The sequence below is a fragment of the Buchananella sp. 14KM1171 genome (assembly GCF_041380365.1).
In the GTDB taxonomy this organism is placed as follows: domain Bacteria; phylum Actinomycetota; class Actinomycetes; order Actinomycetales; family Actinomycetaceae; genus Buchananella; species Buchananella felis.
Genome location: NZ_CP159981.1, coordinates 1,074,432 through 1,100,084, shown reverse-complemented (window position 1 = coordinate 1,100,084; position 25,653 = coordinate 1,074,432). Strand labels below are relative to the sequence as shown.

Sequence of the window (25,653 nt, the reverse complement as noted above, 5' to 3'; positions counted from 1 at the left end):
TCAGTAGAGACCCAACTCCTCGGTTAGAGCTGTGAGCTCGTCAGCCGCAGCGCGCCGCTCGGCGTCGTCGGCCTTCTTGAAGTCGTGCAGGTCTGAGAACCGGATGCGGCGGTGGGTTCCCACCTTGCGGTGGGGGATCTTCTCGGTCTCCAACAGCTTGATCAGGGTGGGCCTAGAGATGTTTAGGTAGTTGGCGGCTTCTTGTGTGGTCATCTCCTTGTGGGCGGGCACCACGGACACGGGGTCACCGTTAGCCAGGTGGGCAAGGACGCGGCACAAGAGTTCCGCAGCGGAGCGGGGCAGGGTGAGCCTGTCCTTGCTGCCCTCAACGTCGAGAGTCAGGTTGCCCTCCTCAGTCTGGAGGCGAGCGCTGATGATTCCGAGGGCCTGGGAGGCGAGCTGGGCGTCGGGGCAAGAAACGAGCGGCGACATGTCTCCTCCAATCGAAATAATCGAAACCGTGGCTTCAGTGTGCCACGTCTTGAGGGCCATGTCTCCGTAACGAGATTCACGATTTTGCGCGGGCCGGGTGGCGCTCATTCCGTAGCCGCGCGGAGGCGACGGGCCAGGGCCGGTAGGCCGGACCTTTGTAGTGCCAGCCCCAGTTCCTTCTGGCTCCACCCGCGCGCGCCGGCCAGGCCGCGAGCGAGTTCGGCAATCGTTGCGGCTGCATTGGCCGACGTTGCCGCCCGCCCCTCCGCCCCCGCACCGCCCGGCGGGGTGGCCAGGGAGGACAGGAAATCGTCTGGTGTCTGGGCGAGCAGGCCGCGCCGGGTGAGCACGTGCGCGGGGAAGTCCCTGGTGTTGGCGGTGACGATCACCTGGGCCCCGCAGTTGATGGCGGCGGCGACCACGTGGCGGTCGGCGGGGTCGGTCAGCCCGATCCCGGGCTCCAAGGCCTCGTAGTCGTGCACGAGTACGCTGGATCCCCATTCGATCAGCTCGGCGTGCACCTGTTGCGGATCGCCCAGGTGCGCGCGCCGCACGGTGGCAGTCACCTCCCCGGCGATCCGCAGGGTCCAGCGGGGCTGGAACAGCCCGGCTCGGGCGCACCCCAACAGCAGGTATCGCAAAACCTCTGGCGCGAGCACGCAGGAGTCAAGCACCACAATTGGCTCTCGCTGCTGCTTTTTTACGTCAGTGTGGCAGGCGGTCAGGCCGGTGGGTCTCAAAAGCGCAGGTAGATCCCGTAGTAGAAGGACACTGCGAAGACTGTGGTCATCAGGATGTAGTAGAACCACTTCCACGCGGTGGGCACCCACTTTAGGCCCTCGGGGATTGGCCACTCCCGGTAGACGGTCATGTGCCACTCCTTTTGTAGGCGTCCCGAGCTGCTGCCCTTGGTGGTCACCCAACCCGTGTCGACGGTGTCACCAGTGCTGGGCGCGGTGGGCTGGTAGCGAGCAAAATCCTGCCCGCTGGGTGCGCCTGGGGCGCCGGGTGTGGGTGCGGGTGTGGGGGCGGCCTGCCCGCCCGCCAGGGAGCCTTGCGCGCCGGGGAAGGCAGGCATGTGGGCCGCCCCCGGAGCCATGGCCGCGCCCTGAGGCATGTGGGCCGCCCCCGGAGGCAGCGGAGCTGCGGGTGGCATTTGCGCTGCAGGCGGCACGTGCGGGCCGGGAACAGGGCCAGGTGCGGGCACGAACGGGGCGGGGTTTTGGTTGTGAGTCACGGAGAGAGCCTAGAAGCTGGGGGAGTGAGTTTGGTTGTGGCCGCGGTCGTCGGCCAGGCGGGCCACGTGGAGGGTCAGGTAGGCAACCTCGTCGTTGGTGAGGCGGGCGCCCAGGCGCAGCTCGATCAGGCTGGCGAGTTTGAGGGCGCACTGGTGGGCGCGCGGGTAGGCCTCGCGGATGGCCTTGCCGATGCTGCTGGCCTTCTCCACTAGCTGCTTGCCTTGCCCGATGCGCACGAACAGGTAGCGGACGTGGGTGATGAAGCGGCCTTCGGAGACGGAGACAGTGGCGGCTTGGGGGGCCGACGCTGCCGCCCACTCCTTTGCGCGGCCGCGCTCGCCCGGCGTGGCGGCCGGGCCGGGGCTGGGCAGGGAGCCGAATGCCTGCTCCACCACGGCCAGCATCTGCTGGATCACGCCGGTCATGGTGTAGGTGTAGCTGAGGTCGCCGGTGGAGAAGCCGGCGTTGACCAGGTGGAGGGTGAAGGCGGTGGCCTCGCCAAGGGGGAGCACACCGCCCAGCTGCTCATTGAGGGCGGCCAACAGGGCCACAGCCTGGGAGTACTCCTCGGAGTAGAGGGACTGCACCTCGGTGCTGATCGGGTACTCGAACTCGATGCCGGCCTCGATGCGTTTGATGGCGAAGGAGATGTGGTCGGCCAGCGCCATGACCAGGGTGACGGAGCTGGTCAGGCTCTCGGGCAGGCCGGCCCGGGCCATGGCCTCTCCCACCAGGGAGATCTGCTCGGGGGAGATGTCCGCGAGCAGCTGGCCCATGTGGTCGGGGTCGCGACCGTCTTCGGGCACGAACTTGCGCACCACCTTGGCGGGGTCGATCGTTTGCCCGGGTTTGAGCCCGAATCCCAACCCTCGCCCGGTCAGGATCACCTCGAGTCCCCCAACGGAGGGGTCGCGGGCAAGGACCACGTTGTTGTTGAAGACGCGCAGAAGCTCCATCGGCGCCTGCGTCCTTCTTTCCATGAGAGTCAATCTACGCAAAGGACCGGGGGTGGCGCACCCAAATGGGCGCGCCACCCCCGGGACGGGCTCGGTTATCGAGCCACCTTCAGGACCGGGTCACCCGCGTCCACGCTGCCACCCACCAGGGGGGTCACCTGGGACAGCGCAGCGGTGTTGGTGACGGTCATGATCGTGGTGGTCGGGTAGCCGGCACGCTCGATGGCCTCGAAGTCGGCGGTGACCAGCAGGTCGCCGGCCTCGACGCGCTGGCCGCGCTGCACGGCCACGGCGAAGCCCTCACCCTGCAGCTTGACCGTGTCGATGCCCACGTGCACCAGCACCTCCACGCCGTCGTCGGTCTTGATGCCGAAGGCGTGACCGGACTTCGCCGCGGTGGCGATGGTGCCGGAGACCGGGGAAACCACCTTGGTGGAGACGGGCTCGATGGCCACGCCCTCACCCAAGGCCTTGGAGGCGAAGACCTTGTCGCCGCACTCCTCCAGGCTCATCACGCGGCCGGCCACGGGGGCGCCCACGGAGGTGGTGGCAACCATGGTCGCGGTGGCGGCACCGCCGGCGGACAGCGGCGCGGCAACCGGAGCGGCGGCCGGGGCGGCAGCGTCGGCCACCTTCGCCAGGGCAGCGGCCTTCTCCTCCGGGGTGCGGTAGTCCATCACGATGATCAGGATCATCGCGGTGAAGAACGCGACGGCGATGGCGATGCCGTAAACCCACATCGGGGAGAACACGGGGATGGTCAGCAGCGAGGTGAACGCGAAGGCGTTGGTCTTCACGCCCTCGAAGGGCAGGCCCAGCAGGGCGATGGTCAGACCACCCGCGAAACAGCCGATCAGCATGCGGGAGTAGACCTTCTTGAAGCGCAGGTGAATACCGTAGAGGGACGGCTCGGAGATACCACCGAACAGACCGGCAGCCAGGGCACCGGTGGCGGTCTGGCGCATCTGGACGTCCTTCTCACGCATGGACAGGTAGAGCACACCGGCGGTGGCGCCGAAGCAGGCGAAGTTCCACGCACCCATCGGGCCCTGGATGAAGTCGAAGCCCAGGGTGTCGATGTTGACCAGCATGAGGGCGTTGAGCGGCCAGTGCAGGCCCAGCGGCACCAGGAACGGGTAGAGCATCGGGATCAGGATGGCGAACACGAATGGGGCGTTGGCGTTCATCCAGGCCAGGCCGGTGCCCAGGCCGTTACCCAGCCACACGCCGGAGGGGCCGATGATGAAGGCGGTCAGCGGGATCATCACGGCCAGCGAGATGAAGGGCAGGAACACCATCTGCACGTTGTTCGGGATGACCTTCTTCAGGCCCTTGTAGAGCAGGCCCAAGATGGCCACCATCATCAACGGCACGAAGACGTTGCCGCCGTAGCCGTTGAGCTGCATCGGCAGGCCCCAGATCTCGGTGGTGCACTGCAGCTCGCCGTGCAGGACCTCGTTGGGGACACAGGTGGTGCCGGGGAAGCGGTCCGGGTTGACCAGGCTCTGGAACTCGGGGGTCATGAGCGCACCCATGACGGCGGCACCCACCCACGGGTCAACGTTGAGCTTCTTGGAGGCGTTGTAGGCAACCATGATCGGCAGGAAGTAGAACACCGCGCGCCACATAGCGTCGATGAACACCCAGGTGGCGCCCTTGGCGGGGTCGCGGAAGTCCACGATGTGCAGGGCGTCCAGCACCGCAGCGGAGGCGATGATCAGGGACGCACCCAGCAGCACGCCCAGGATCGGGCGGAACGAATCAGACAGGTACTCGAAGAACGAGTCCAGGATGGCGGACTTGCCGCGCGCCTTGGCGCGGGCAGCGGCCTTGACGTCAGCGTCGCTCTGGTCACCGGAGTGTGCGGACTTGCTGACACCGGGCAGTGCGACCAGCTGGTTGAAGACGCTTTGGACCGCGCCACCGATGACCACCTGGAGGCGGTCGCCGGACTGGGGCACAGCGGCCAGCACACCGGGGGTGGAGTCCAGCTTGCCCTGGTCTACTAGGGATGCGTCACGGAGCTCGAAACGCAGGCGCGTGGCGCAGTGCGTCAGGCTCGTGATGTTTTCAGCGCCGCCAACGTGGGCCAAGATGGCCTTGGCGGTCTCGAGTTCAGACACCGTCGTCCTCCTTGAGGGTAGAGCAGGGTTGTTACTCCGGGGACGGACCCGGGGAGGTCACCGCCGCGGCTCCTTACCGCGTTCAGTGCTGTTTGGGCTTGAGCAGCTCAACGGAGAAAAAAAAGACCTGAGAGCGCACGCGAGTGCGTCTCAGGTCTTGCCTCGTATTGATTGCTCAGCGGAGTAACAACCCTGCAGCCTTTCGGCCGTTTATGTTGCCAGGCTACCACCCAGCTTGTCGGTGGGCAAGGAGTTGGGGAGGTGCCGGTTCGCGGCCCGCCCCGGCCCGAAAGGCGGGCTGGGGGTGGCGGGGCCGGTACGGCGCCGCCACCCCCACCTCAACTCTGGGGGAGAGCCGGGTTTACTCGAAGAGCACCCGGTGGTCGTCCAGCCAGTTGTCGACGTAGAACTGCACCGGCTTGCCGGGGGTCACCCAGAAGGCCAGCTTGTAGGTGATGGTGGCGCCGGGCTCGATCGTGTCCATCGGGATGAAGTCCAGGTCCGGGTCGTCCAAGTCAACGATGCCGTCTGCCTTCTTGCCTTCGGTGACCATGTCGAGGTCCAGCTCGATGGTGTCAAACTTGCTGGAGGTGTCGTTCTTGATGGTCACCGTGACCTCTAGGGGGCGGTCCTGGCCCGGGTAGACCGGATCGGTGGCGTACTTGCCCACCGTGTATTCCTTGGGCTCAGAGACGGTCACCAAGATCTTGTTACCCATGTCAACGGTCTCGCCCCACTTGGCTGACTTCGCGTCAGAGGCGATCTTGATGGCTTCTTGTTCGGGGCTGCCGCCGGGGGCCTCGGTGGGCTGGGCGGTTTCCTCCTGCGTGGGCTCCGTGGTGGCGGGGGCGGTGGCGGTGGGCTTCGGGCTGGGGGTGTCCTTGCCCTTGTTGTCGTCGCCGCCGAAGAACAGGAAGTAGACCAGCAGGCCGATCAGCAGCGCGGCCACACCGCCCGCGATGCCCAGGATCATGCCGGTGTTGGACTTGCCGGAGCCGCCGGTGCCACCCGGGCCCTGCGGGGCGCCGTAGGCGGGCTGGGCACCCGGGTAGCCGCCCTGGCCGTAGGCGGCCGGGGTGCCGTAGGCGGCGGGCTGGGTGCCGGGGGTGCCGTAGGCGCTCTGGCCGTAGGAGGCGTCGGCCTGACCGTAGCCGGGCTGGGCACCGTAGCCGCCCTGGCCGTAGGCGGCCGGGGCGCCGTAGGCGGCGGGCTGGGTGCCGGGGGTGCCGTAGGCGCTCTGGCCGTAGGAGGCGTCGGCCTGACCATAGCCAGGCTGGGCGCCGTAGCCGCCCTGGCCGTAGGGCTGGGGCGTGGACGGGTAGGCCATGGTGGCGTCGGTGGGAGCGGCGCCTACCGGGCTGGCCGGCTGCGCCGGCGTGCCGAAGTCTGCCGCCTGCGGGGCCGAGGCCTGGCTCATGTCAGCCGGGCCAGAGGGAACTCCGCCTGGCGTGTTCGGGAATTGAGGCTGGTCGGGCTCGTTGCTCATTGGATCCTCCATTTTGGGTGGTCTCTCTTAAAGACTACTCCCCAAGTTGTGACCTAGAACCAATACGCTGCTTCAGAGTTTTGGTAAAACCGCGCTCGCCCATTGGGTTATCCGCGCAAAGTAGTTGGCGCGCACTTCGGGGCTGGACAGTGCCAGGTCGTGTTTTCCGCCGGGGATCACCGCGACTTCCACCTTGGGGCCCAGCCCCATCGCGCGCTTGGCTATCGCCTCCACGTCCAGCACCAGGTCCGCGTCTATTTCTGCGGTGTCCTTGCGGCTGCCTATTTTCAGGCCGAGCTCGGATTGGTCGGAGTGGCAGACCAGTACGGGCAGTGGCAATTCGAGCCCGGCCGCCACGGCGTCCTGCGCGGCCACCACGGAGGATAGGAATCCGGCCCGGGCTGGCGCGCCGCTGAGTATCTTTCGGGCCAGCGAGAACCTGAATTCCCCGCCGGTGGAGTAGTGGAGGCTGGCGGAGTTGGTGCCGTGCAGCACCGCCAGCACGGCTTGCCGGTTGACTGCGGCGGTGGCGCGGATGGCCGCGCGCTGGAGCCGCTTGGCGGCCCTGCCGCCGGAGAGGTCCAGCCACGGAGAGTTGAGGACCAGGGCGTCCACCGCCTCGGGGAAGGCGTGGGTCCACACGCTCACCAGCAGCGCGCCCATGGAGTGGGCGTTGATGACCACCTGTTGGGCGCCGGCGCTGCGGATCATGTGCACCGCCCGCATCAGGTCATCGCCGTAGGCGCGCAGGTCGTCCACCCGCCCCACCTCTGCGGCGCCGTCCCACGCCCGCCCGCAGCCGCGCAGGTCCAGCGCGAAGAACGTGAAGCCGGCCTCCTCCCAGGCCCTGGCCAGGTGGGGGTGGAAAAAGTAGTCCTGGAAGCCGTGGACGTACAGCACGGCCCGCCTGCCGCATTCTGTGGGGAAGGGATGGCCGACGTCCCCTGCGGCCGCGTCGAAAACCGCGCCGGTGCTAGGGGCGGTGCCGGCGGCAGCGTCGTCCAAACCGTGCCTAGTCCCCAGGGTGCCGGGGCGGTGTACTAGGACCGCCACGTTCTGGCCGGGCACGCCACGGTGGGGCCGCACGGCGAAGGTGGTGGCGTGCCAGTTGACCCCGAGCTCGTCGTCCACGACCGTGCCAAGCATTTCGCCTCTCCTTTGCGCGTTGCCTCTAGGGGGCAATTGTGCGCCTCGCCGCTGCCGGCCGCGCGGCCGTTATCAATCTGAAACAGGGGGCGTGAGCAGTAGCACCCCTACTTGCGTTGACCGGCAAAGCGGGCATTGCTTATCGTGTTCGCAACCATCCAGAGCAGCACCAGAGACCTGGCTCTACGACGCTGCAGCAACCCCCTGCTTGCGGGTGAGGGTGCTTCCGCCAGGACCGATGGAGGAACAGTGACCAAGAGGGCTAAGCACGCCGAGGTAGCGATCGAGCTGCGCGACGTGGTCAAGACCTACGTGACCGGCGGCAAGCAGGTAAACGCCCTGGACGGCGTCTCCCTCACCGTGCCGCGCGGCGCGATCCACGGGATCGTGGGCCAGTCCGGGGCGGGCAAGTCCACCCTGGTGCGCTGCCTGACCGCCCTGGAGACCCCCACCTCCGGCGAGGTGCTGGTGGACGGGCAGAACATCGCCGCCCTCAGCTCCAAGGAGCTGCGCGCCGCGCGCCGCAACATCGGCATGGTCTTCCAGCACGCCAACCTGCTGGACGCCCGCACGGCCGCCGCGAACATCGCCTACCCGCTCAACCTGGCGGGCGTGAAGGGAGAGAAGGCAAAGGCCCGCGTGGATCGCCTGCTGGCCGTGGTGGGCCTGGAGGGGCGTGGCCACCACTACCCCTCCGAGTTGTCCGGCGGCCAGAAGCAGCGCGTGGGCATCGCCCGTGCCCTGGCCGACGAGCCCGCCGTGCTGCTGTGCGACGAGCCCACCTCCGCCCTCGATTCCGAGACCACCCGCCAGGTGCTCTCCCTCATCAAGGACGTGCGCGACCGCCTGGGCGTGACCGTCGTGATCATCACCCACGAGATGAGCGTGGTGCGCTCGGTGTGTGACTCGGTCACCCTGTTGGAGGCCGGTCGCGTCAGCGAGCACGGCACCCTGGAGGAGGTGCTCAGCCGCCCGTCCTCGCGCCTGTCCCGCGAGCTGGTGCCACCGCCCGCCGTGGCGAAGGACGCCGGCACGATCGTTGACATCGCCTTCTCCTCCCACCCCGGCGAGCCCACCGGTTCGCGCGTCATGGCGCTGATCGCCTCTTTGGGGGCCGACGTTGCCGCCGGCGTGTTTGAGACCGTAGGCCAGGCCCAGATCGGCCGCCTCGCCCTGACCTGCGGCGGGCGCGACCCGCACGAGCTGGTGCGGGCCCTGCAGGACGCCGGCATCGACGCGGAGGTGCGGGCACGATGAGCGTGTTGAGTGTGATTGCGGGTCTGCCCGGCGCAGTGGCGCAGGCGGGTAACGGCCTGGCCGCGCAGGCGGGCGTTGCCCTGGCTGGCAGGGACAAGTCCTTCTTCGAGGAGCTCGTCAGCAGCCCGGTGATCCGCAAGAAGTTGTGGCCCGCCGTGGTGGAGACCCTGCAGATGACCGGCCTGTCCACGCTCGTGGCGGTCCTGGTGGGCCTGCCGCTGGGCATCGCCCTGGTGGCCACGGCCTCTCGTGGCCTGCGCCCCAACCGGGTGGTCAACGCCGTGCTGTCCGCGATCGTGAACGTGGGCCGCTCGGTGCCGTTCATCATCCTGCTGATCGCCCTCATCCCCTTCACGCGCTGGCTGGTGGGGGACACCCTGGGCTGGCTGCCCGCCTCCGTGCCCCTGTCTATCGGCGCGATCCCCTTCTTCGCCCGCCTGGCTGAGAGCGCCATCCTGGGCGTGGAGAGCGGCAAGATCGAGGCCGCCCAGATGATGGGCGCCACCCGTCTGCAGATCATGTGGGGCGTGCAGGTGCGAGAGGCCCTGCCCACGCTGATCCAGCAGATCACCGTCACCGCCGTGACCCTGGTCAGCTACTCCGCCATGGCCGGCACCGTGGGCGCCGGCGGCCTGGGCAACCTGGCCATCCTGTACGGCTACAACCGCTACAACACCCCCGTCATGGTGGCCGCGATCGTGGTTATCGTGGTGATCGTCCAGCTCATCCAGTGGGTGGGAGACATGCTCAGCCGGTGGGTGGACCACCGGTAAGCAGCCACCCGCCGGAGCAACAGATCCAACTGTTTCCAGGCTTCCACCGGCAGCCACGCGCCAGGGCCCAGCGGCCAGGCAGCAGCGCTGCCACTCCCTCCCGGAAAACCACACCCGCCGCCGCGCGGGGAAGAAGAACAAAAGACCTCGGGCGGGAACGGGAAACTCCCCGTCCCCCTGCCGGGCGTAAAGCCCACCGGCCCAGCCGGACCTCCAAGAAAGGACCCCTCAAAATGCGCACTTCTCGCGTCATCACCGCCGTAGTCGCCTCCGCCGTGCTGGCACTGGCCGGCTGCTCCACCGACACCTCCAAGCCCGCCGGCGCCTCCGCCCCCGCCGGCAGCGGCTTCACCGAGGAAGTGGTCACCGACGGCATCACCGTGGAAGACGGCGTCGCCACCATCACCATCGGCGTCTCCCCCGTGCCGCACGCCCAGGTGCTGCAGTTCGTGCAGGAGCACCTGGCCGCCGGCGCCAACCTGAACCTGGACGTGGTGGAGTTCAGCGACTACCAGCTGCCCAACTCCACCCTGGAGAGCGGCGACCTGGCCGCCAACTACTTCCAGACCCCGAACTTCCTCAAGCAGCAGGAGGCGGACAAGGGCTACGACTTCACCGAGTTCCTGCCCGGCGTGCACATCGAGCCGCTCGGCTTCTACTCCGACAAGTACAAGAGCGTCGAGGAGCTGCCCAACGGCGCCCGCATCGCCCTGAACAACGACCCGGCCAACACCGCCCGCGCCCTGAAGCTGCTGGCTGAGAACAAGCTCATCGAGCTGGCCGACGTTGAGCTGCCCTCCGACCTGGACGTGACCGCCAATCCGAAGAACTTCGAGTTCGTGCTGGTGGACGGCGCCCAGACCGCGCGCGCCCTGGCCGACGTGGACGCCGCCGTCATCAACGGCAACTACGCCATCGAGGCCGGAAAGGTGCCCTCCAAGGATGCCCTGCTGCTCGAGGCCGGTACCGGCTCCCCGTACGCCAACCTGCTGGTCGTGCGCACCGCTGACAAGGACAACGCCGCCCTGCTGAAGCTGCAGGAGCTGCTGACCTCCCCGGAGGTCAAGGAGTTCATCGAGTCCACCTGGACTGACGGCTCCGTCATCCCGGCCTTCTGATAGGCCCGGGCTGACCCAAAACAAAGGCCGGTGGGGGTGAGCAGTTCAAAAGCTGAACTGCTCACCCCCACCGGCGTTTTGCCCCTCCCGCGCCCAGTTATTGCGGCGGTGCGGCGGTGCGGGAATCGGCCGGGCTAGGCGGGGCGGTAGGGCGGCAGCGTCGGCCACCGCCGGGCGAGAAAACTACAGGTCAACCACGCCGTAGAGACGGTCACCGGCATCGCCCAGGCCGGGCACGATGTAGGCGTGCTCGTTGAGGCGCTCGTCCAGGGAGGCGCACACGATGGTGACGTTGGCGCGCTCCCCGATGGCCTCCTCCAGGGCGGCCAGGCCCTCCGGGGCGGCAATCAGGCAGATCGCCGTCACGTCGGTGGCGCCGCGCTCCAGCAGGTAGTTGATGGCCGCGATCAGGGTGTGACCGGTGGCCAGCATCGGGTCCAGGATGAAGCACTGCCGCCCCGAGAGGTCCTGCGGCAGGCGGTTGGCGTAGGTCTCGATCTCCAGCGAGTCCTCGTCACGCTTCATCCCCAGGAAACCGACCTCGGCGGTCGGCATGATCCGGGTCATGCCATCCAGCATGCCCAGGCCGGCCCGCAGAATCGGCACGACCATCGGGCGCGGCTCCGCCAGGTAGGTGCCGCGCGCGGGGGCAACGGGGGTAACAACATCCACCTCGACCGTGCGGATATCCCGAGTGGCCTCGTAGGCCAACAGCGTCACCAGCTCGTCGGTGAGCTGCCGGAAGATCGGCGAGGGAGTGGTGGCGTCACGCAAAACGGTGACCTTGTGGGCGATAAGCGGGTGGTCCGCGACGTGCAAGCGCATAGGTCGAACCTACCTTGCCCGGCGGGCACTTCGCATCCACCTTGGTCCCGTTTTCGCCCAATCGCGGGCGGAGGTGGTGGGGTAGCGGGGTGTGGGGTGGTCGGGAGGGTGGTGCGGCGAAGGGGGCGGTCGGGAGGGCGGTGTGGCGAAGGGGGCGGTCGGGAGGGTGGTGCGGCGAAGGGGGCGGCTAGGCTGGGCGTCGTGATCCCCACTCCCGCAGAGATAGAGGCGATGCGTCGCGCACTGGAGCTGGCCAGGCGCGCCGGCCGGGCTGGTGACGTGCCCATCGGCGCGGTGGTGATCGCCCCGGACGGCACCGTGCTGGGGGAGGGCTACAACCGGCGCGAGGCGGACGGGGACCCCACCGCCCACGCCGAGATCCTGGCGCTGCGGGCGGCGGGCCGGGCGCGGGGAAGCTGGCGCCTAGAGGACGCCACCTTGGTGGTGAGCGTGGAGCCCTGCACCATGTGCGCCGGGGCGGCAGTGCTGGCGCGAGTGCGGCGGGTGGTCTTCGGGGCGTGGGAGCCCAAGACCGGGGCGTGCGGCTCGATGCGGGACGTGGTGCGCGACTCCCGCCTGAACCACCAATGCCAGGTGGTGGGAGGCGTACTAGGGGACGACGCTGCCGCCCTCATGGCCTCATTCTTTGGCGGGCAGCGCTAAAGCCCCAATTCCCTGGGGCATTGCGGATCTGCGCAGACGCTGGCGCGCGCGGGACGTGACGGTGGGTGCTGCGCAAGCTGTCGTGGGGTTTGTAGACCTTTTGCGGGTTTGGTGCAGCTGTTGCGGGTTTGGTGCACCTATTGAGGGGTTACCGGCTCGGGTAGGCCTACGACTGGTTCACTAAGCCCACGACTGCTGGGCCAACCCTACGAGAGGTGCACTAAGCCCTCGATCGTTTGCGCAAGGACCCTCCGGCGGCAGCCCGCCGCCTGGCCCTGGGTATGGCCCTGGGCATGGCCGGGGCGGACTCGGCCTAGGCGGACTCGGCCGGGCTGGCCGCGCTCACTGTCCCCCAAGCTCGCAAATGCTGCAACGGGGTACATGTGACCGCTTGGGGCCATGGCACCGGTCGGTCGGATGTACCCCGACCGCACGCTTGTGCGCTCGGGGGCGCCAAGCCGCCCCCTGCCCACCGCCCGGCGTCTTCGCCCCACGGCCTGCCCGGGGGCGAGCCGGCCCGATGCTCAATGACCTCGTTTGGGAATAGCCAGTGGCGCGCATGCAGGTACCGGTGCCGCCGCCGAACCAACTATCTATCTGTGCAGATCTAGTTATCCACAGGCGAGCCGAACCTATATTCGGGCGCTCCGGGCTGCGCGAATAATGAAAGCGATGTGGGCAATTTGGTGCCCTGTCGCTGCAAATGGAGCCGTCTTCCGCCAAAGGGGCACGCCGTGAAGAGAACTGTTGCGAGCGCGCTAGCAACCGCAATCGTCCTGAGCCTGTTGCTGCCCGCTGCGGCCCTCGCCACCGATTCGCAGCAGGGGCAGTTGGGGCTGCCCGGCGCCGGCGGAGAGGCTAAGGCAGGACTTGAGACGGGCGCCGAGGTGGGCGCGGTCGACCAGCCGGTCCTGGAGTCGGCGGGGGCGCCGGTGCGCGAGCCTGCACAGCAGCCAGAGGATGAGCTGGGGCGAAGCCAGGCGGGGGCGCCGGTGCGCGAGCGTTCGCAGGGGCCGGCGGATGAGCCAGAACTAGAGTCCGCGCAGGAACCGGCGGAGGAGCCGGGACTCGAACCGGTGGATGAGGCGTTGCAGGAGGCGGCGCGGGAGAGCGCCAATGCACCGGAGCTCGCACCGGGGCTGGCACCCGGGCACGAGCCCGTGCAGGAACCGGCGGAGGAGCCGACGCAGGAGCCCAGGCGGCCCGACCTGCTGGATCAGGGCGCCAGCAACGACGGTGACAATGATCGCCCGGTGGGCGTGATCAAGAAGCAGATCGACGGCAGTCAGGGTTTTTGTACCGGCACCCTGATCGGCAGGGCCGGGGAGTCGCAGAGCAAGTGGGTGCTCTCTGCCCGCCACTGCTTCGTGGACGACGACCACGCCTACGACCCGCGCATCACCACCGACCCGGAGTCCCTCTACTTCTACCCGAGCGTGGACGGCACCGGGCAGGCCTACCAGGGCAGGAACATCATCGTCGACAAGAACAGCGACCTGGCCTTGGTGGAACTGCAGAGCTTTGTCCCCCGCGCCCCGTGGCAGGTGGCCGCGCAGGAGCCGGGGCGTGGCAAGCAGTTCGAGTCCTTCGGCTACGGCGCGGACAAGTCGAAGCCGAACACCGGCAAGCTGCGCCGCAACGTCGGCAAGATGGCCGTCTCTGGCTACATCTCCCAGCCCTCGGTGTTCTGCGGCGACTTGATGTTGACCGGGCACGGCGCCGGCATTGATGCCCAGGGCTGGAGCGCGCAAAACATCCAGGGTGACTCCGGGGGCCCGGCGGTGGCGGACGGCAACCAGATCGTCGGCGTGATGAGCGGTGGAGAGATAAACGCGTTCTACGGCCCCAAGGGGGAGCTGCTGCTGGCGCAGAACGCGCAGTCCGGCTCCTCGTTCTGGGTGGCCGCCAGCGTGATCAAGCGCTTCGTCTACGACCACCGGGAAAAGCTGGGTTTCGATTTTGGGCCGGGCTGGGAAAGCGGCGCATGCGAGGGGCGCTCCCCGCTGGTTTCCGCCACCATCTTGTCCTCCACCGACCCGGACGGGCGCTGGGCCGCCGCGGTGCAGGACGGCCAGACCTACTTCTTCCACCCCTCCGGTTGGCAGAATCGGGTGGAGGAGCTGGGGGCGCCGGTGGTGTTCAACGTGCGGCGCTGCTACCTGAACCACGCCGGCTGCACCACCTCGATTGACTGGCTGCTGCCGCCCGGCTGGCAGTGGGTGAGCGGCGCAGACCCCACCGTGCCGGCCTACGCGCACTCCGGGGCGCAGTGGGTCAAGACCTACTACGAGTCCACCTGGGGCAGTAACGACGCGGCGGCCAAGTTCCCCGGGCGTCCCACCGGGGGCGCGGGTCACCCGGCCATTAGCCGCATGGGCGGGGCCTCCCGCGTGGACACCGCCGCTGCGGTATACCGCCAGTCCGGCTACCGGGAGCAGTCCCGCCACGTGGTGCTGGTGAGCGGGGACAACTTTGCCGACGCGGTGGTGGCCGCGCCGCTCGCGGCGAGCTACGGCACCGGCATCCTGCTCACCTGCAACGCCAGTGCGCGCCTGGAGGGCGCGGTGGTGCAGGCCCTGGAGTACGGGGGTGTCACCAGCGTTCTCATCGTCGGCTCGACCGGCTCAATCAGCCGGGCCAAGGAGGAGGAGCTACGCGCTCGCGGGCTGCAGGTGAGCCGCCTGGGCGGGGCGGACCGTTTCGCCACCTCGGTGGCGGTGGGTAAGCACCTGCGGGGGCGCGGCTTCAACCGGGTGGCGCTCATGGCTGACCACGAGGCATTCCCGGACGCGCTGGCCGCCGGCGCTGCCGCCGGCCAGCGGCGTGGGATCGTGTTGCTTACCCGCGCGGAGCTGGTTGACGGCGCCTGGCTGGACCAAACCCCTGCTGCGGTGCAAGACCTGGCGCTGCTGCAGGCGGAGCGCTACTCGGTGGGTGGGGGAGCCTACAGGGCGGCCTTCAACTGGGATGGTTTGAAGCCGGTGGTCGGGTACGACAGGTATGAGACTGCGGCTTCGCTGGCTCGCGCGTTTAGCTCGCAGGACAGCGTGGTGGCGGCGACTGGGGACAACTTCCCCGATGCCCTCACCGCCGGGGCGCTGGCGGCCAATCGGCAGGGTGTCTTGCTGCTGGTGCCCACCGGCGGGGCGTCGGCGCACGCGCGGGTGCTGGGCCGAGAGCTGGACGTGGACTCGCTGACGGTGGTGGGAGGGCCGCGCTCCCTCAGCGACCAGCAGGTGCTCAGCCACGTCCGATAGATGAGATAAATCTGTCCAGGTGGGTGGTGGCGGGCAGGTGGCCCGCGCGGGCTGGAAGTGGCGGAAGTCACTGAACGTGCACATGTGTGCAGTGCAACGCCCTGGGCGCCCTTGCGCGGCACGGAACGCCTGCGGCCCGCTAATTTCCGGGTTAATAATGGCCGTGCTGCGGGCCGCCGCGTCCTTCCCGTTCGGTGCGCCGCAGTGCCGTAAGACCCCTCACAAAGGTTGATCGTGAAGAAGAAAACTGCGAGCCTGCTTGCCGCAGCGGCTGCGTTTGCGCTGCTGCCGACTAGCGCTCTAGCCACCGCACCTTCTGCCGCGCAGCTGCCCGAAGGCGTTGCCGCAGCACCCGGGCTCACCCCCACCGCGCTCGAGGCGCAGGGGTGGGTGCGTGGAAGCGCCGTCCCGGGCGGCAACCACGCGGATTCCCCCTATGTGGCCGACGTTGCCGCCGGCGAGGACTCCGCTCCCGCTGACGAGGCGAGCCCGGCGCAGAGCGAAGATGCCGCTGCCCCGTCCGCCTCTCCCGCCCCCGGCGGCGCGGGCGAGGACGCCACCATCGAGCCGGGGGACGACGCGACCGCGCAGCCGTCGGTTGACGCGAGCCCCGCTCCGAGCGGTGCGCCCGGTGACGAAAGCGCCGAGCCCGGCGAGGCGACGGGGGAGGAGAGCGCGGCCCCGACGGAGTCCGCCAGCCCCTCCGCGTCGGCCAGCGCCGAGCCCAGCCAGTCCGCTTCGGCCAGCCCGTCGGCCTCCGCGAGCGAGGAGAGCCTGGAGCCCGACCAGCTGCCGGTGGTGCCGCACCTGCTGGACAACGGCTCCACCAGGGACCACACCACCACCCGCCCGGTGGGCCTGATCTTCATCCGCTCCTACGGAGACAGCGGCTCGATGTGCACGGGCAGCCTGATCGGCCCGGCCGGCAGCGCCCGCTCCAAGTGGGTGCTGACCGCGCGCCACTGCTTCGTGTCCGGTTCCGACCAGCACAAGTTCAACCCGAAGAACACCGTTAACGTCTCCAAGGTGACCTTCCACCCGACCCCGGACGCTCGCGGCCAGTCCTACGGCGTGAAGAAGGTCTTCCTGGACCCGCGCAGCGACCTGGCCCTGATGGAGCTGACCAGCGAGGTGCCCAACAGGCGCCCCTACCAGGTGGCCAAGGCCGAGCCGGTGCGCGGCTCCAGCTTCACCGCCTTCGGTTACGGCCCCGACGCCCAGAACCCCGGCCCGCCGCGCCGTAACTACGCGAGCGTGACCGTGAACGGCTACGTTTCCACGCCCAGCCAGTTCTGTGGCGACCAGACGATGGCGGGTACCTCTTTCGGTATGACCATCCAGGGTGACTCCGGTGGCCCGGCCGTAATGCGTGGCACGGAAATCGTGGGCGTGCTGAGCGCCGGCGCGCTGTCTGGCTTCAAGGGTCCCAAGGGCGAGAAGCTGATCGCCCACCCCCAGGACGCCGGCCTGGCCTACTGGGTCTCTGCGGACGCGATCCGCCAGTTCATCTACGAGCAGCGTGGCACGCTGAAGTTCGACTTCGGCCCGGGCAAGAAGTCCGTGGACTGCAAGGGCAACCACAAGCCGATCTCCGCCACCATCGTGTCCAGCACCGACTACGACGTGCGGTGGGCTGCGGCGGTGTCTAACGGCGACATCTACTACTACCACCCGGCCGGTGCCCGCGAGCGGGTGCGTGCAGTGGGCAAGCCCGTGGTGATGAACGTCCGCATTTGCTACATGAACGCAGCGGGCTGCATCACGCTCCAGGACTCGCTGCTGCCGAGCGGCTGGACCCAGGTGAACGCTGCGGACGGTAGCCGCAACCCGTTCTACGCGCAGTCGGGCGTGCAGTGGATTCGCTCTTACGCCCGCACCCAGTGGGGCCACAACGACTCGGCGGGGAAACTGCCGGGCCGCCCCGCCAACCCGAAGGCCAACATCGGCCTGACCCGCATCGGCGGCGCCTCTCGCGTCGATACCGCAGCGAACGTGTACCGCCAGGGTGGCTTTGCCAACTCCTCGCGCTACGCGGTGCTGACGAGTGGAAACAACTTCGCCGATGCCGTTGTTTCCGCGCCGCTGGCGGCCCAGTACGGCACGGGCGTGCTGCTCACCACCTCCGGTGGGAAGCTAGAGCCCGTGGTGAGGGATGCCCTCTCCTTCGGGAAGGTGAACCACGTGTTCATCGTCGGCTCCACCGGCTCGGTGAGTGCCGCGAAGGAGGCTGAGCTGCGCGGGGCCGGTATCAAGGTCACCCGCCTTGGTGGCGCGGACCGTTTCGCCACCTCGGTGTCCGTGGGCTCCCACCTGAAGGCGAAGGGCGCCAACCGGGTTGCCCTGCTGGCCGACTACCAGTCCTTCCCTGACGCCCTGGCGGCCGGTGCGGCGGCGGGCCAGCAGGGTGGCTTCGTGCTGCTGACTCGCATCTCTTGGAGCAACGGGCAGTGGCGCGACAGCACGCCTGCGGCGGTGCGCAACCTGGCCATCGGTCAGCGCAACCGCTACGCGGTGGGTGGCAAGGCCTTCACGGCCGCCCGCGGCTGGAGCAACGTGCGCGCGATCATCGGTAACGACCGCTACGAGACCTCGGCCGCCCTGGTGCGTGCCTTTGCCTCCAGCAACAACGTCGTGGCCGCCACCGGAGAGAACTTCCCGGACGCGCTCTCCGCAGGTGCGCTGGTTGCTAAGCGTCGCGGCGCGCTGCTGCTTGTGCCGCGCCAGGGCATCTCCCCGCAGTCCCGCGTGTTGGGCCGCGAGCTGAGCGTCAACTCCATCACCGTGGTGGGTGGTACGAGCTCGCTTAGCGACGCCCAGGTGAAGAAGCACCTGCGCTAACCGGCCCGGGCCCCCCTGAGCCCCGCCGTGGTTCTTGCTTCTCGGCGCTGTAAGTCACAGCGGCGGGAAGCGGGCTGCGGTGGGGCTCTGGCCCGCCATCGGGTACGATGTCTGCCCGAGGTAGTGTGTCCGAGCGGCCGAAGGTGCAGCACTCGAAATGCTGTGTGGTGTAACAGCCACCCTGGGTTCGAATCCCAGCACTACCGCAGATCGCCCCGGAGCCAAGCGGCTCCGGGGCTTTTCGCTGCAGTGGGGGCAGGTGGCAGGGTGCTGCGGTCAGGCAGCGGGCCAGCGGGTCAGTGGGCCAGGCTGCGCAGCTGTGCGTTGTGCTCCACGAAGTTGCGGATGATGCGCCCGGCCGGGTGGTCTCCCTTGCTGGCCGCGAAGGCGATGCGGTACAGGAAGGAGTCGTCGTCCGGGTAGAAGCCCGCTTCCTCATAGGCGTGCAGGCGGTCGTGGAGGGTTGCCCCGTCCACCTCGGGGTTGAACTGGACTCCGTAGATCTCGGTGCCGTAGCGCATGACCTGCACTGGGCAGCGGCGCGAGGAGGCGAGCACCACCACGTCATCCGGCAGCGTCGTGCAGCCGTCGTGGTGGGCAACGAACGGCGTGAAGGTCTCGGGTAGGTCGGCCAGGAGCGGGTCCTGCCGGCCCTCGGCGGTCAGGCGGATTTCCTCGCCGCCCACGGGCTGCTCCGGCAGGGTGGAGACCTCTCCGCCCAGCAGCCGCACCAGGGCTTGCAGGCCGTAGCCGGTGGCCAGGCAGGGAACGTCGCGCTCGACCACCTGGGTGAGCACCGTGTTCAGGTCGCGGTCCATGCGCTCCTGTGTGGGGGTGCGGCGTCCCTCCGGCGTGGTGTGGCGGTAGGGCGAACCGCCGATGATGAGGCCTGAGTAGGCGCCCAGCTCGAGCTCGGGCAGCGGCGCCACTTCGAGGCTGACCAGCTCCAGCTCGTGCGGCTCCAGGTTGCCCAGGGAGGTGAAGAGCTCGTACTCGCGCCGGATCAGGGATTCCTCGGGGCGCAGCGACAGCAGGAGAAAAGGCTTCATATCTTCACCTTAGTTTCTTCAAGAGTTGGCAAAGTGGGTCGGTGGGCCCAGGGTTTGCGTCAGAAGCTATCGAGGTTCGCCAGCAACAACCCCGTGGCCAGGACAGCCAGGGAGGTCCAGCCCATCACCCACACGAACTGGGTCAGGGCGGCGCCTCCCCTGCCGGGGCGGGCGACGTCCGAGCGCGCCAGGTAGGCCAGGAAGATCACCAGCGCGGGGACAACAAGGGTGGCCGGGGGCCACCCGACAAACAGCCACACCAGCAGGGCGAGCAGGGGGGAGAGCAGCAGCGTGGCCAGCGAGAGCAGGGCCAGGGTGCTAGTGACGCGCTTGGGTGAGTTATAGCCCGGCCCGGAGAATACCTCTTGGGGATTCACCATCTCGGTGCCGGGAAACTGCGGAGCGCTCATGTCCCAAGCATGGCACAGGCCCGGCCTCAAGTCCTCCTGGCTCTAGCCTGCCGGATCGCTGCACCATGCGCAGAAACGTTGTCCACCTCAAGCTCGCCTGGCTTTAGCCTGCCGTTTTAGGTGGGGGTGGGGCGTGAGTTTGGCGGCATTTTGCCCGCAGGGCCCGCTGGCCTCTCGGCACCCAGGTTCCTCCCAGGTACGCTCGAATCCCGGCAGTCGCGCACGCGCGATCATTCAAGACCGGGAGACCCTGTTGAAATCTAAGTTCCTGCCGAACTTCTGGAAGCTGCACGGTAACGGCGTTTCCATTGCCCCGGGCGCGGTTGTGCGCCCCAACGAGCGCCTGGCCTGGCCGATCACCATCGGCATTGGTGCCCAGCATGTGGTGGCAATGTTCGGTGCCACCTTCCTGGTACCGCTCATCACTGGCTTCGACCCCTCCACCACGCTGTTCTTCAGCGCCCTGGGCACGCTTGGTTTCCTGCTGATCACCGGTGGCCGCCTGCCCTCTTACCTGGGCTCCTCCTTTGCTCTGATCGCCCCGATCGGTGCCGCCGTGGCCTCTCACGGCCCGGCCGCCGCTCAGGGTGGCGTGGTCGTGGTGGGTCTGCTGCTGGCCCTGGTCGGCACGATCGTCCACTTCGCGGGCACCCGCTGGATCGACGTGGTCATGCCGCCGATCGTGACGGGTGCGATCGTGGCGCTGATCGGCCTGAACCTGGCCCCGGCGGCGTGGTTCAACGTGCAGCAGGGCCCGGTCACCGCGGTGGTGACGATCGCGGCGATCGTGGTTTCCACGGTCCTGTTCAAGGGCATCCTGGGCCGCCTGTCCATCCTGCTGGGCGTGCTGGTGGGTTACGCCGTGGCCGTGGTGCGTAACGAGGTGGACTTCTCCAAGGTCGCCGCCGCGGACTGGGTGGGCCTGCCCCACTTCACCGCCCCGGAGTTCGTGCCCTCTACCTGGGCGTTGTTCGTGCCGGTGGTGCTGGTGCTGGTGGCTGAGAACATCGGCCACGTGAAGTCCGTTGCCGCCATGACGGGCGACAACTTGGACCCGGTGACGGGCCGCGCCCTGCTGGCGGACGGTCTTGCCACCGCCCTGGCCGGTTCCGGTGGTGGTTCGGGTACCACCACCTACGCGGAGAACATCGGCGTCATGGCCGCCACCCGGGTGTACTCCACCGCCGCCTACGTGGTGGCCGGTTTCTCTGCCCTGCTGCTGTCCATGTCCCCGAAGTTCGGTGCGGTCATCAACACGATCCCGGCGGGTGTGCTGGGCGGCGCGGCCACCGTGCTCTACGGCATGATCGGCCTGCTGGGTGCTCGCATCTGGGTGCAGAACAAGGTGGACTTCGCCAACCCGGTGAACCTGAACACCGCCGCCGTGGCGCTGATCGTGGGCATCGCCGACTTCACCTGGTCCCCCGGTGGCCTGACCTTCAAGGGCATCGCTCTGGGCACCGCCGCTGCGCTGGTCATCTACCACCTGATGAGCCTGATCTCCCGCCTGCGCGGCACGAACCTGGAGGCCGCCACCCCCGCCTCCGCGCCCGCCGGCACGGAGTTGGAGTCCGACGCCTACCGCGACCGTCGTGCCAAGGAGGCCGCCCCCAGCGAGGGCTGATTTAGTTTGGACGACGACGCCCGGGCGGCCGCCCCCATTTGTTTGGGGGGTGGCCGCCCGGCCTAGTTTCCTTATCTCCCATTAGTGGGGGCGGTGCGAGGTGGGCAGGGTCGGTGGAACGTCGTCCACCTCCCCAAAGGTGTCCCAAGAGCGCGTATTGCCGGGGCAGAGAATCCTGCCTTAAAGTGAGTGTATGGATGCAAAGACGCGTGCCTATCTGCCAACTGCTGCTCTTTTGACAGGCGCTCTAGCGGTAGCAACATTTTCTCCCGTTGCGCAGGCTGCAGAGCCGTCAACGATTTATGTGGATTGTTCGTCCACGCAGGGACAGGGGGTGGGAACACTCGAATCACCGTTAACTACCGTGGCGCAGGTCAATGCACTAAACCTGGAGCCGGGGACCACGCTCGCGTTTAAACGTGGCGTCACCTGCACTGGCGCTGTGACGATCACGCCGCAAGGAACTGCGGCTGCGCCTATCACCGTCACCGACTACGGGGAGGGGCCAGAGCGCGCTGGCATCAACGCTGGCGGTGCCCGGTGGGCGCTGCAGATTGAAAACCCGAAGTATGTCACGGTGGAAAACCTGGAGTTACAAGCTCCGGGTGATAACCGTTCGATGCGTCGCGGACTTTCCGTGGTAGGTACGGACGCAGGCGAGCTTCCCCACTTCACGGCCCGCAACCTTTACATCCACAACGTGGGCGGTTACATGCCTTCCACGACGAACGCTGAGCCGTGGGCTTTTGTGGGCAAGGGCCCCAACGCGGCTGGCGGTATTATCGTCGAGACCCTGGGCAGCGCCACCCCCACCTACTTCACCGATCTGGTGCTGGCAGGCAACGTAATCGAGGACGTTCAGCGCCAGGGCATCTACTTCTGGTCCAACTGGTGCCGCCGCCCCGAGCTGCGACGGTGGGAGGACAAGTGCCACGCCGCATTCACCCCCAACCGCAACGTGCTGGTGACCGGCAACCGTCTGACCAACATCGGCGGTGACGGCATCGTGCTACACAACATCGTGGGGGGCGTTGCCGAGCACAACAGGCTGGACCGCTTCAACACCGGTGTGCGCGCCTACAACGCGGGTATCTGGATGGCTAACGCGGAGAACATCGTGTTGCAGTACAACCACGTCTCCGGTGGCGTGGGCAACACGCTGGACTCCAACGCGTTTGACATCGACCACGCGTCGAAGAACGTGGTGGTGCGCTACAACCTCTCCCACAACAACCAGGGCGGCTTCCTGCTGGTGTGCCCGGACCCGTACACGGCCCAAGGCTATGGGGGACTCAACCACTTTGCGGTGCACAACAACGTCTCCATCGACGACGAGGCCCGCACCTTCATGCACGGTTGTGGTGGCTCCCTGCAGGGTGGCGTGATCGCCAACAACACCTTCTACTACTCCAAGGGCATTCCGCGCACCACGGTGTGGTCTGACGCCAACGGCGCCTCCCCGCAGGTGACCATCGTCAACAACCTCTTCTACGCCGAGCCCGGGGCTGCCGTTAACTTCGTCAAGCCCGCCGATGGCTTGATCATCAACAACAACCATTTCACTAACATCTCTGCCCCTGCTGGGGCCACCAACAACGTGGCCGGTTCGGCCGCGTTCTCTGGCACGGTTGGCGAGCTAAACCCGTACGCCTACCAGTTGGCTACCGCCCCCACCGGCAAGAGCGTTGCCTGGAACTACCTGGACTGGGCGGGCAAGCTGCGCGACTACGCGGGGCGTCCCTACAGCGCCGCTGGTGCTGAGCTGGGTGCCTTCCAACCGCCGCTGGCGCAGCCGCTGGTCACCGCCGCCGGTCCGGGAGAGGCGCAGACCTGTCGCGTATCCCTGACCCCGAAGGCTCAGCTGCGCATCGAGAGCGGCACTGCTGTCAGCGCCGCGTTCGACGCCTCCTCCACCTGCCACCGCGACCTAGACGTGCAGGTTGGTGTGGCCGGCGCGGTTGGTCTGAGCGGTGACTATGTGCAGGCCCAAATCCCCGCAGAGGGCTCTGCCGAGGTGACGGTGCCCTTGAACCTGGCTCCGGCCGTGCATGACGGCACTTACGCTCTCATTGCCTCCGCATTCGCTGGCGAGACGCCGGTGGCGGCCAGCCCGGTTGAGCTGACGGTGGCTCGGACCAACCCGCCCACCGGGTGGGGGCAGGACTTCGAGCAGGTTGACGAGGGCGCAGTTCCCGCCGGCTGGACCCGCTCCCAGAACCCCACACCTGGTGTGGTGACGGACGCAGACAACCGCCTGCTCAGGCTTTCCCGCAGCGCAATGAACAACCCGCCGACCACAAAGGTGGTCATTCCGCTCGGAAACGCCGCCCCCAAGGTGGTCAGCTTCACCGTGACCGCCAAGCAGCTCGACGCGGCGCTGGGTATCCACCTGCTCACCCAGGATGAGCGCCCGGCTGCCTTCGTGTCCCTGGCGGATACCGGCAAGCTGGCCTACACCGACAACGGCACCTGGGCTACCACGGATATGGCCTACCGGGCCAACGAGCCGCTGCGCGTGAGCCTGGTTCTGCCCGGCGATGGCACTTACAAGTGGTTCATTGACGGCGTGGAGAAGAAGTCCGCCCGCATGAAGGATCCTGCTGCCAACAAGCTGCGCCTGCAGATCCCTTCCAGCGTGAAGGTGGCCGCCGAATTCGATATTGACGCTTTGGATGTGGATGTTGCTGACTCTTGGCGGGTCCCGTTCGAGGTGACCCCGCAGCCCCTTCCCGACCAGGTGACGCAGTTTGCGGCCACCCACCTGGCCCCGCACATCGCCGAGCCTGGCAACAGTGCAGTGGTGGTGCTTGAAGGCGCCACGCCTGGCGAGGACGTGGAGGTCACTCTCGCCAATGGCGCGAAGGTGCTGACTGCCGTGGGGCGGGTTAGCGCCGACGGGCAGGCCCGGATCCCGGTGCTCATCCCGGCCAACGCCACTGGCGGCGACTACGTTGCCACCATTAAGTCCCCTTCCAAGGGCCAGCTGAGTCTGCCCAAGCCGGTGCGGGTGGACAGGGAGCTTCAAATCGTCACGCCATTGGCGCCGACGTTCCACGACCCCGAGGGCATCGACGGGGACAAGATCACCATTCCGAGTGTGGAGGGCGTGGTCTACAAGCTGAATGGAAAGGCAGTGACCGGGGAGGTGGCGGTGCCGGTGCGCGGCCAGGCAACCGTTATCACCGCTGAGGCTGCAGAGGGCTTCCAGCTGGCTCAGGGGGCACAGGCTTCCTGGAGTCACACCTACGCAGTTGCTGTGACGCCGGAGCCGTCTGTTTCCACTACCGCGACGCCAGAGCCGTCTGTTTCCACTACGGCCACGCCGGAGCCGTCTGTTTCCACTACCGCGACGCCGGAGCCGTCTGTTTCCACTACCGCGACGCCAGAGCCGTCTGTTTCCACTACGGCCACGCCGGAGCCGTCTGTTTCCACTACGGCCACGCCGGAGCCGTCTGTTTCCACTACCGCGACGCCGGAGCCGTCTGTTTCCACTACGGCCACGCCGGAGCCGGTGCGCGGCAAGCGACTGGCCGGCCCCGACCGCGTGGTCACCTCCCTGGCAATTTGGGCGGAGCATCCCACTAAGTCTGGGGTGGTAGTACTTGCCACGAGCGGTTCGTACGCAGATAGCCTGGCGGCGGTGCCGCTAGCGGCAGAGTTGGACGCACCGGTGGTGCTCAACCCGGCAGGCGCCCTGGACGCAAGGGTTTCGCGGGCGCTCGCGGTCAACAGCATCAAGACCGTTTACCTGGTTGGTGGGACCGGTTCTTTGAGCCAGCGGGTGGAAAGCCAGGTGCAGGGCCTGGGAATCCAGACGATCCGGCTCGGTGGCGCTAACCGCTTCGCAACTGCTGCGCAGATCGCGGCACGCACGGACCAGCTGCGTACCGGTGAGGGCGGCCAGACCCGTGGCGTGTTCCTGGTGGATGGCACCAACTTCGCCGACGCCCTGTCAGCGGCCCCCATCGCGGCCAAGAAGGACGCGGTAATCCTGCTGACTGACGGCAAAAAGGTCCCTGCTGAGACCCGCACCTACCTGAATGCCAACGCCAAGCAGAAGGAGCTCTACGCCGTCGGTGGCAAGGCCGCCAAGGCTGCAACCAGCTCCCTGGGGCAGATGGGTGCTTTCGATGTATTCATTGGGGCCGACCGCTATGACACCTCCGCCAAGCTGGCCCGCCGATTCGCTCCCAACGCTGGCAAGGTTGGATTCGCATCGGGCGAGAATTATCCCGACGCCCTCACCGGTGCCACCTTGCTGGCCCGGCAGGGGGGAGTGCTGCACCTAGTGCGGGCAGCCAGCCTGCCGCAGCCGACCTTCGAGGTGATCAAGGATATTCGCCCGACTGGGACCGTCTACTTCTTTGGTGGAACCAAGGTGATCCAGCCTCAAGTGCAGTCCCGCATCGAGGGCCTGCTGCTGGGTAGGTAGCTAGGCGCCTGAGCTCAGGAAACGGC

At 67.8% G+C, this 25,653-nt stretch carries 18 protein-coding genes, 1 tRNA gene and 1 riboswitch; of the genes, 9 read left to right on the top strand and 10 right to left on the bottom strand.

What is annotated here, in order from left to right; translation table 11 throughout:
• The 7 genes from ABYF38_RS04305 to ABYF38_RS04275 form a co-directional block, all read right to left on the bottom strand.
• Complete coding sequence (locus tag ABYF38_RS04305) at positions 1–432, bottom strand: helix-turn-helix domain-containing protein (RefSeq protein WP_371152911.1); 432 nt, start codon at positions 430–432, stop codon at positions 1–3.
• A 104-nt stretch (positions 433–536) separates the two neighbouring features.
• Entirely contained in the window at positions 537–1,106 is a 570-nt protein-coding gene (locus tag ABYF38_RS04300; protein WP_371152910.1) for a PIN domain-containing protein, read from the bottom strand.
• A 62-nt stretch (positions 1,107–1,168) separates the two neighbouring features.
• Positions 1,169–1,669, bottom strand: a complete 501-nt coding sequence (locus tag ABYF38_RS04295) for a hypothetical protein (protein ID WP_371152909.1) — start codon at positions 1,667–1,669, stop codon at positions 1,169–1,171.
• A gap of 9 nt (positions 1,670–1,678) precedes the next feature.
• On the bottom strand, positions 1,679–2,650 hold the full coding sequence (locus tag ABYF38_RS04290; RefSeq protein ID WP_371152908.1) for a PRD domain-containing protein: 972 nt from the start codon (positions 2,648–2,650) through the stop codon (positions 1,679–1,681).
• Between the two features lie 71 nt (positions 2,651–2,721).
• Positions 2,722–4,749, bottom strand: coding sequence for a glucose PTS transporter subunit IIA (locus tag ABYF38_RS04285; protein ID WP_371152907.1), 2,028 nt, complete (start codon positions 4,747–4,749; stop codon positions 2,722–2,724).
• A 361-nt stretch (positions 4,750–5,110) separates the two neighbouring features.
• Positions 5,111–6,235, bottom strand: a complete 1,125-nt coding sequence (locus ABYF38_RS04280; protein ID WP_371152906.1) for a hypothetical protein — start codon at positions 6,233–6,235, stop codon at positions 5,111–5,113.
• 72 nt (positions 6,236–6,307) lie between these two features.
• Positions 6,308–7,381: an alpha/beta hydrolase gene (locus tag ABYF38_RS04275; protein WP_371152905.1), complete on the bottom strand. Its 1,074-nt coding sequence runs from the start codon at positions 7,379–7,381 to the stop codon at positions 6,308–6,310.
• Positions 7,382–7,532: 151 nt separating this feature from the next.
• Positions 7,533–7,626: riboswitch (SAM riboswitch) on the top strand.
• 4 nt (positions 7,627–7,630) lie between these two features.
• Here ABYF38_RS04275 and ABYF38_RS04270 point away from each other — a divergent pair.
• From ABYF38_RS04270 to ABYF38_RS04260, 3 genes are all read left to right on the top strand, one after another.
• Positions 7,631–8,638 (top strand): methionine ABC transporter ATP-binding protein, encoded by a 1,008-nt coding sequence (locus ABYF38_RS04270; RefSeq protein WP_371152904.1) that lies wholly within the window; start codon positions 7,631–7,633, stop codon positions 8,636–8,638.
• Positions 8,635–9,411 carry a methionine ABC transporter permease gene (locus ABYF38_RS04265; RefSeq protein ID WP_371152903.1) on the top strand — a complete coding sequence of 259 codons (777 nt, stop codon included), beginning with the start codon at positions 8,635–8,637 and terminating at the stop codon, positions 9,409–9,411. The genes ABYF38_RS04270 and ABYF38_RS04265 overlap by 4 nt, the downstream gene beginning before the upstream one ends.
• 233 nt (positions 9,412–9,644) lie before the next feature.
• Positions 9,645–10,529: a MetQ/NlpA family ABC transporter substrate-binding protein gene (locus ABYF38_RS04260; protein WP_371152902.1), complete on the top strand. Its 885-nt coding sequence runs from the start codon at positions 9,645–9,647 to the stop codon at positions 10,527–10,529.
• A 183-nt stretch (positions 10,530–10,712) separates the two neighbouring features.
• On the opposite strand, the gene upp is transcribed toward ABYF38_RS04260, so the two are convergent.
• Positions 10,713–11,354 (bottom strand): uracil phosphoribosyltransferase, encoded by a 642-nt coding sequence (gene upp, locus ABYF38_RS04255; protein ID WP_371152900.1) that lies wholly within the window; start codon positions 11,352–11,354, stop codon positions 10,713–10,715.
• A 201-nt stretch (positions 11,355–11,555) separates the two neighbouring features.
• On the opposite strand from upp, the gene tadA reads away from it, so the two are divergent.
• The 4 genes from tadA to ABYF38_RS04235 all read left to right on the top strand — a co-directional run bounded on the left by tadA (position 11,556) and on the right by ABYF38_RS04235 (position 18,318).
• The gene (gene tadA, locus ABYF38_RS04250; RefSeq protein WP_371152899.1) at positions 11,556–12,017 is read left to right on the top strand and encodes a tRNA adenosine(34) deaminase TadA; all 462 of its coding nucleotides are present in this window, start codon (positions 11,556–11,558) and stop codon (positions 12,015–12,017) included.
• Positions 12,018–12,751: 734 nt separating this feature from the next.
• Complete coding sequence (locus ABYF38_RS04245) at positions 12,752–15,274, top strand: cell wall-binding repeat-containing protein (RefSeq protein WP_371152898.1); 2,523 nt, start codon at positions 12,752–12,754, stop codon at positions 15,272–15,274.
• Positions 15,275–15,508: 234 nt separating this feature from the next.
• The gene (locus tag ABYF38_RS04240) at positions 15,509–18,112 is read left to right on the top strand and encodes a cell wall-binding repeat-containing protein (RefSeq protein WP_371152897.1); all 2,604 of its coding nucleotides are present in this window, start codon (positions 15,509–15,511) and stop codon (positions 18,110–18,112) included.
• Between the two features lie 119 nt (positions 18,113–18,231).
• Positions 18,232–18,318: transfer RNA gene (locus ABYF38_RS04235), tRNA-Ser, on the top strand.
• Between the two features lie 90 nt (positions 18,319–18,408).
• Here the strand turns inward: ABYF38_RS04235 and ABYF38_RS04230 are convergent.
• Positions 18,409–19,161 carry a glutamine amidotransferase-related protein gene (locus ABYF38_RS04230; RefSeq protein ID WP_371152895.1) on the bottom strand — a complete coding sequence of 251 codons (753 nt, stop codon included), beginning with the start codon at positions 19,159–19,161 and terminating at the stop codon, positions 18,409–18,411.
• Between the two features lie 59 nt (positions 19,162–19,220).
• Complete coding sequence (locus ABYF38_RS04225; protein WP_371152894.1) at positions 19,221–19,571, bottom strand: hypothetical protein; 351 nt, start codon at positions 19,569–19,571, stop codon at positions 19,221–19,223.
• A gap of 253 nt (positions 19,572–19,824) precedes the next feature.
• On the opposite strand from ABYF38_RS04225, the gene ABYF38_RS04220 reads away from it, so the two are divergent.
• Positions 19,825–21,195: a uracil-xanthine permease family protein gene (locus tag ABYF38_RS04220; RefSeq protein ID WP_371152893.1), complete on the top strand. Its 1,371-nt coding sequence runs from the start codon at positions 19,825–19,827 to the stop codon at positions 21,193–21,195.
• A gap of 442 nt (positions 21,196–21,637) precedes the next feature.
• The gene (locus ABYF38_RS04215) at positions 21,638–25,627 is read left to right on the top strand and encodes a cell wall-binding repeat-containing protein (RefSeq protein ID WP_371152892.1); all 3,990 of its coding nucleotides are present in this window, start codon (positions 21,638–21,640) and stop codon (positions 25,625–25,627) included.
• Positions 25,628–25,653: the final 26 nt, after the last annotated feature.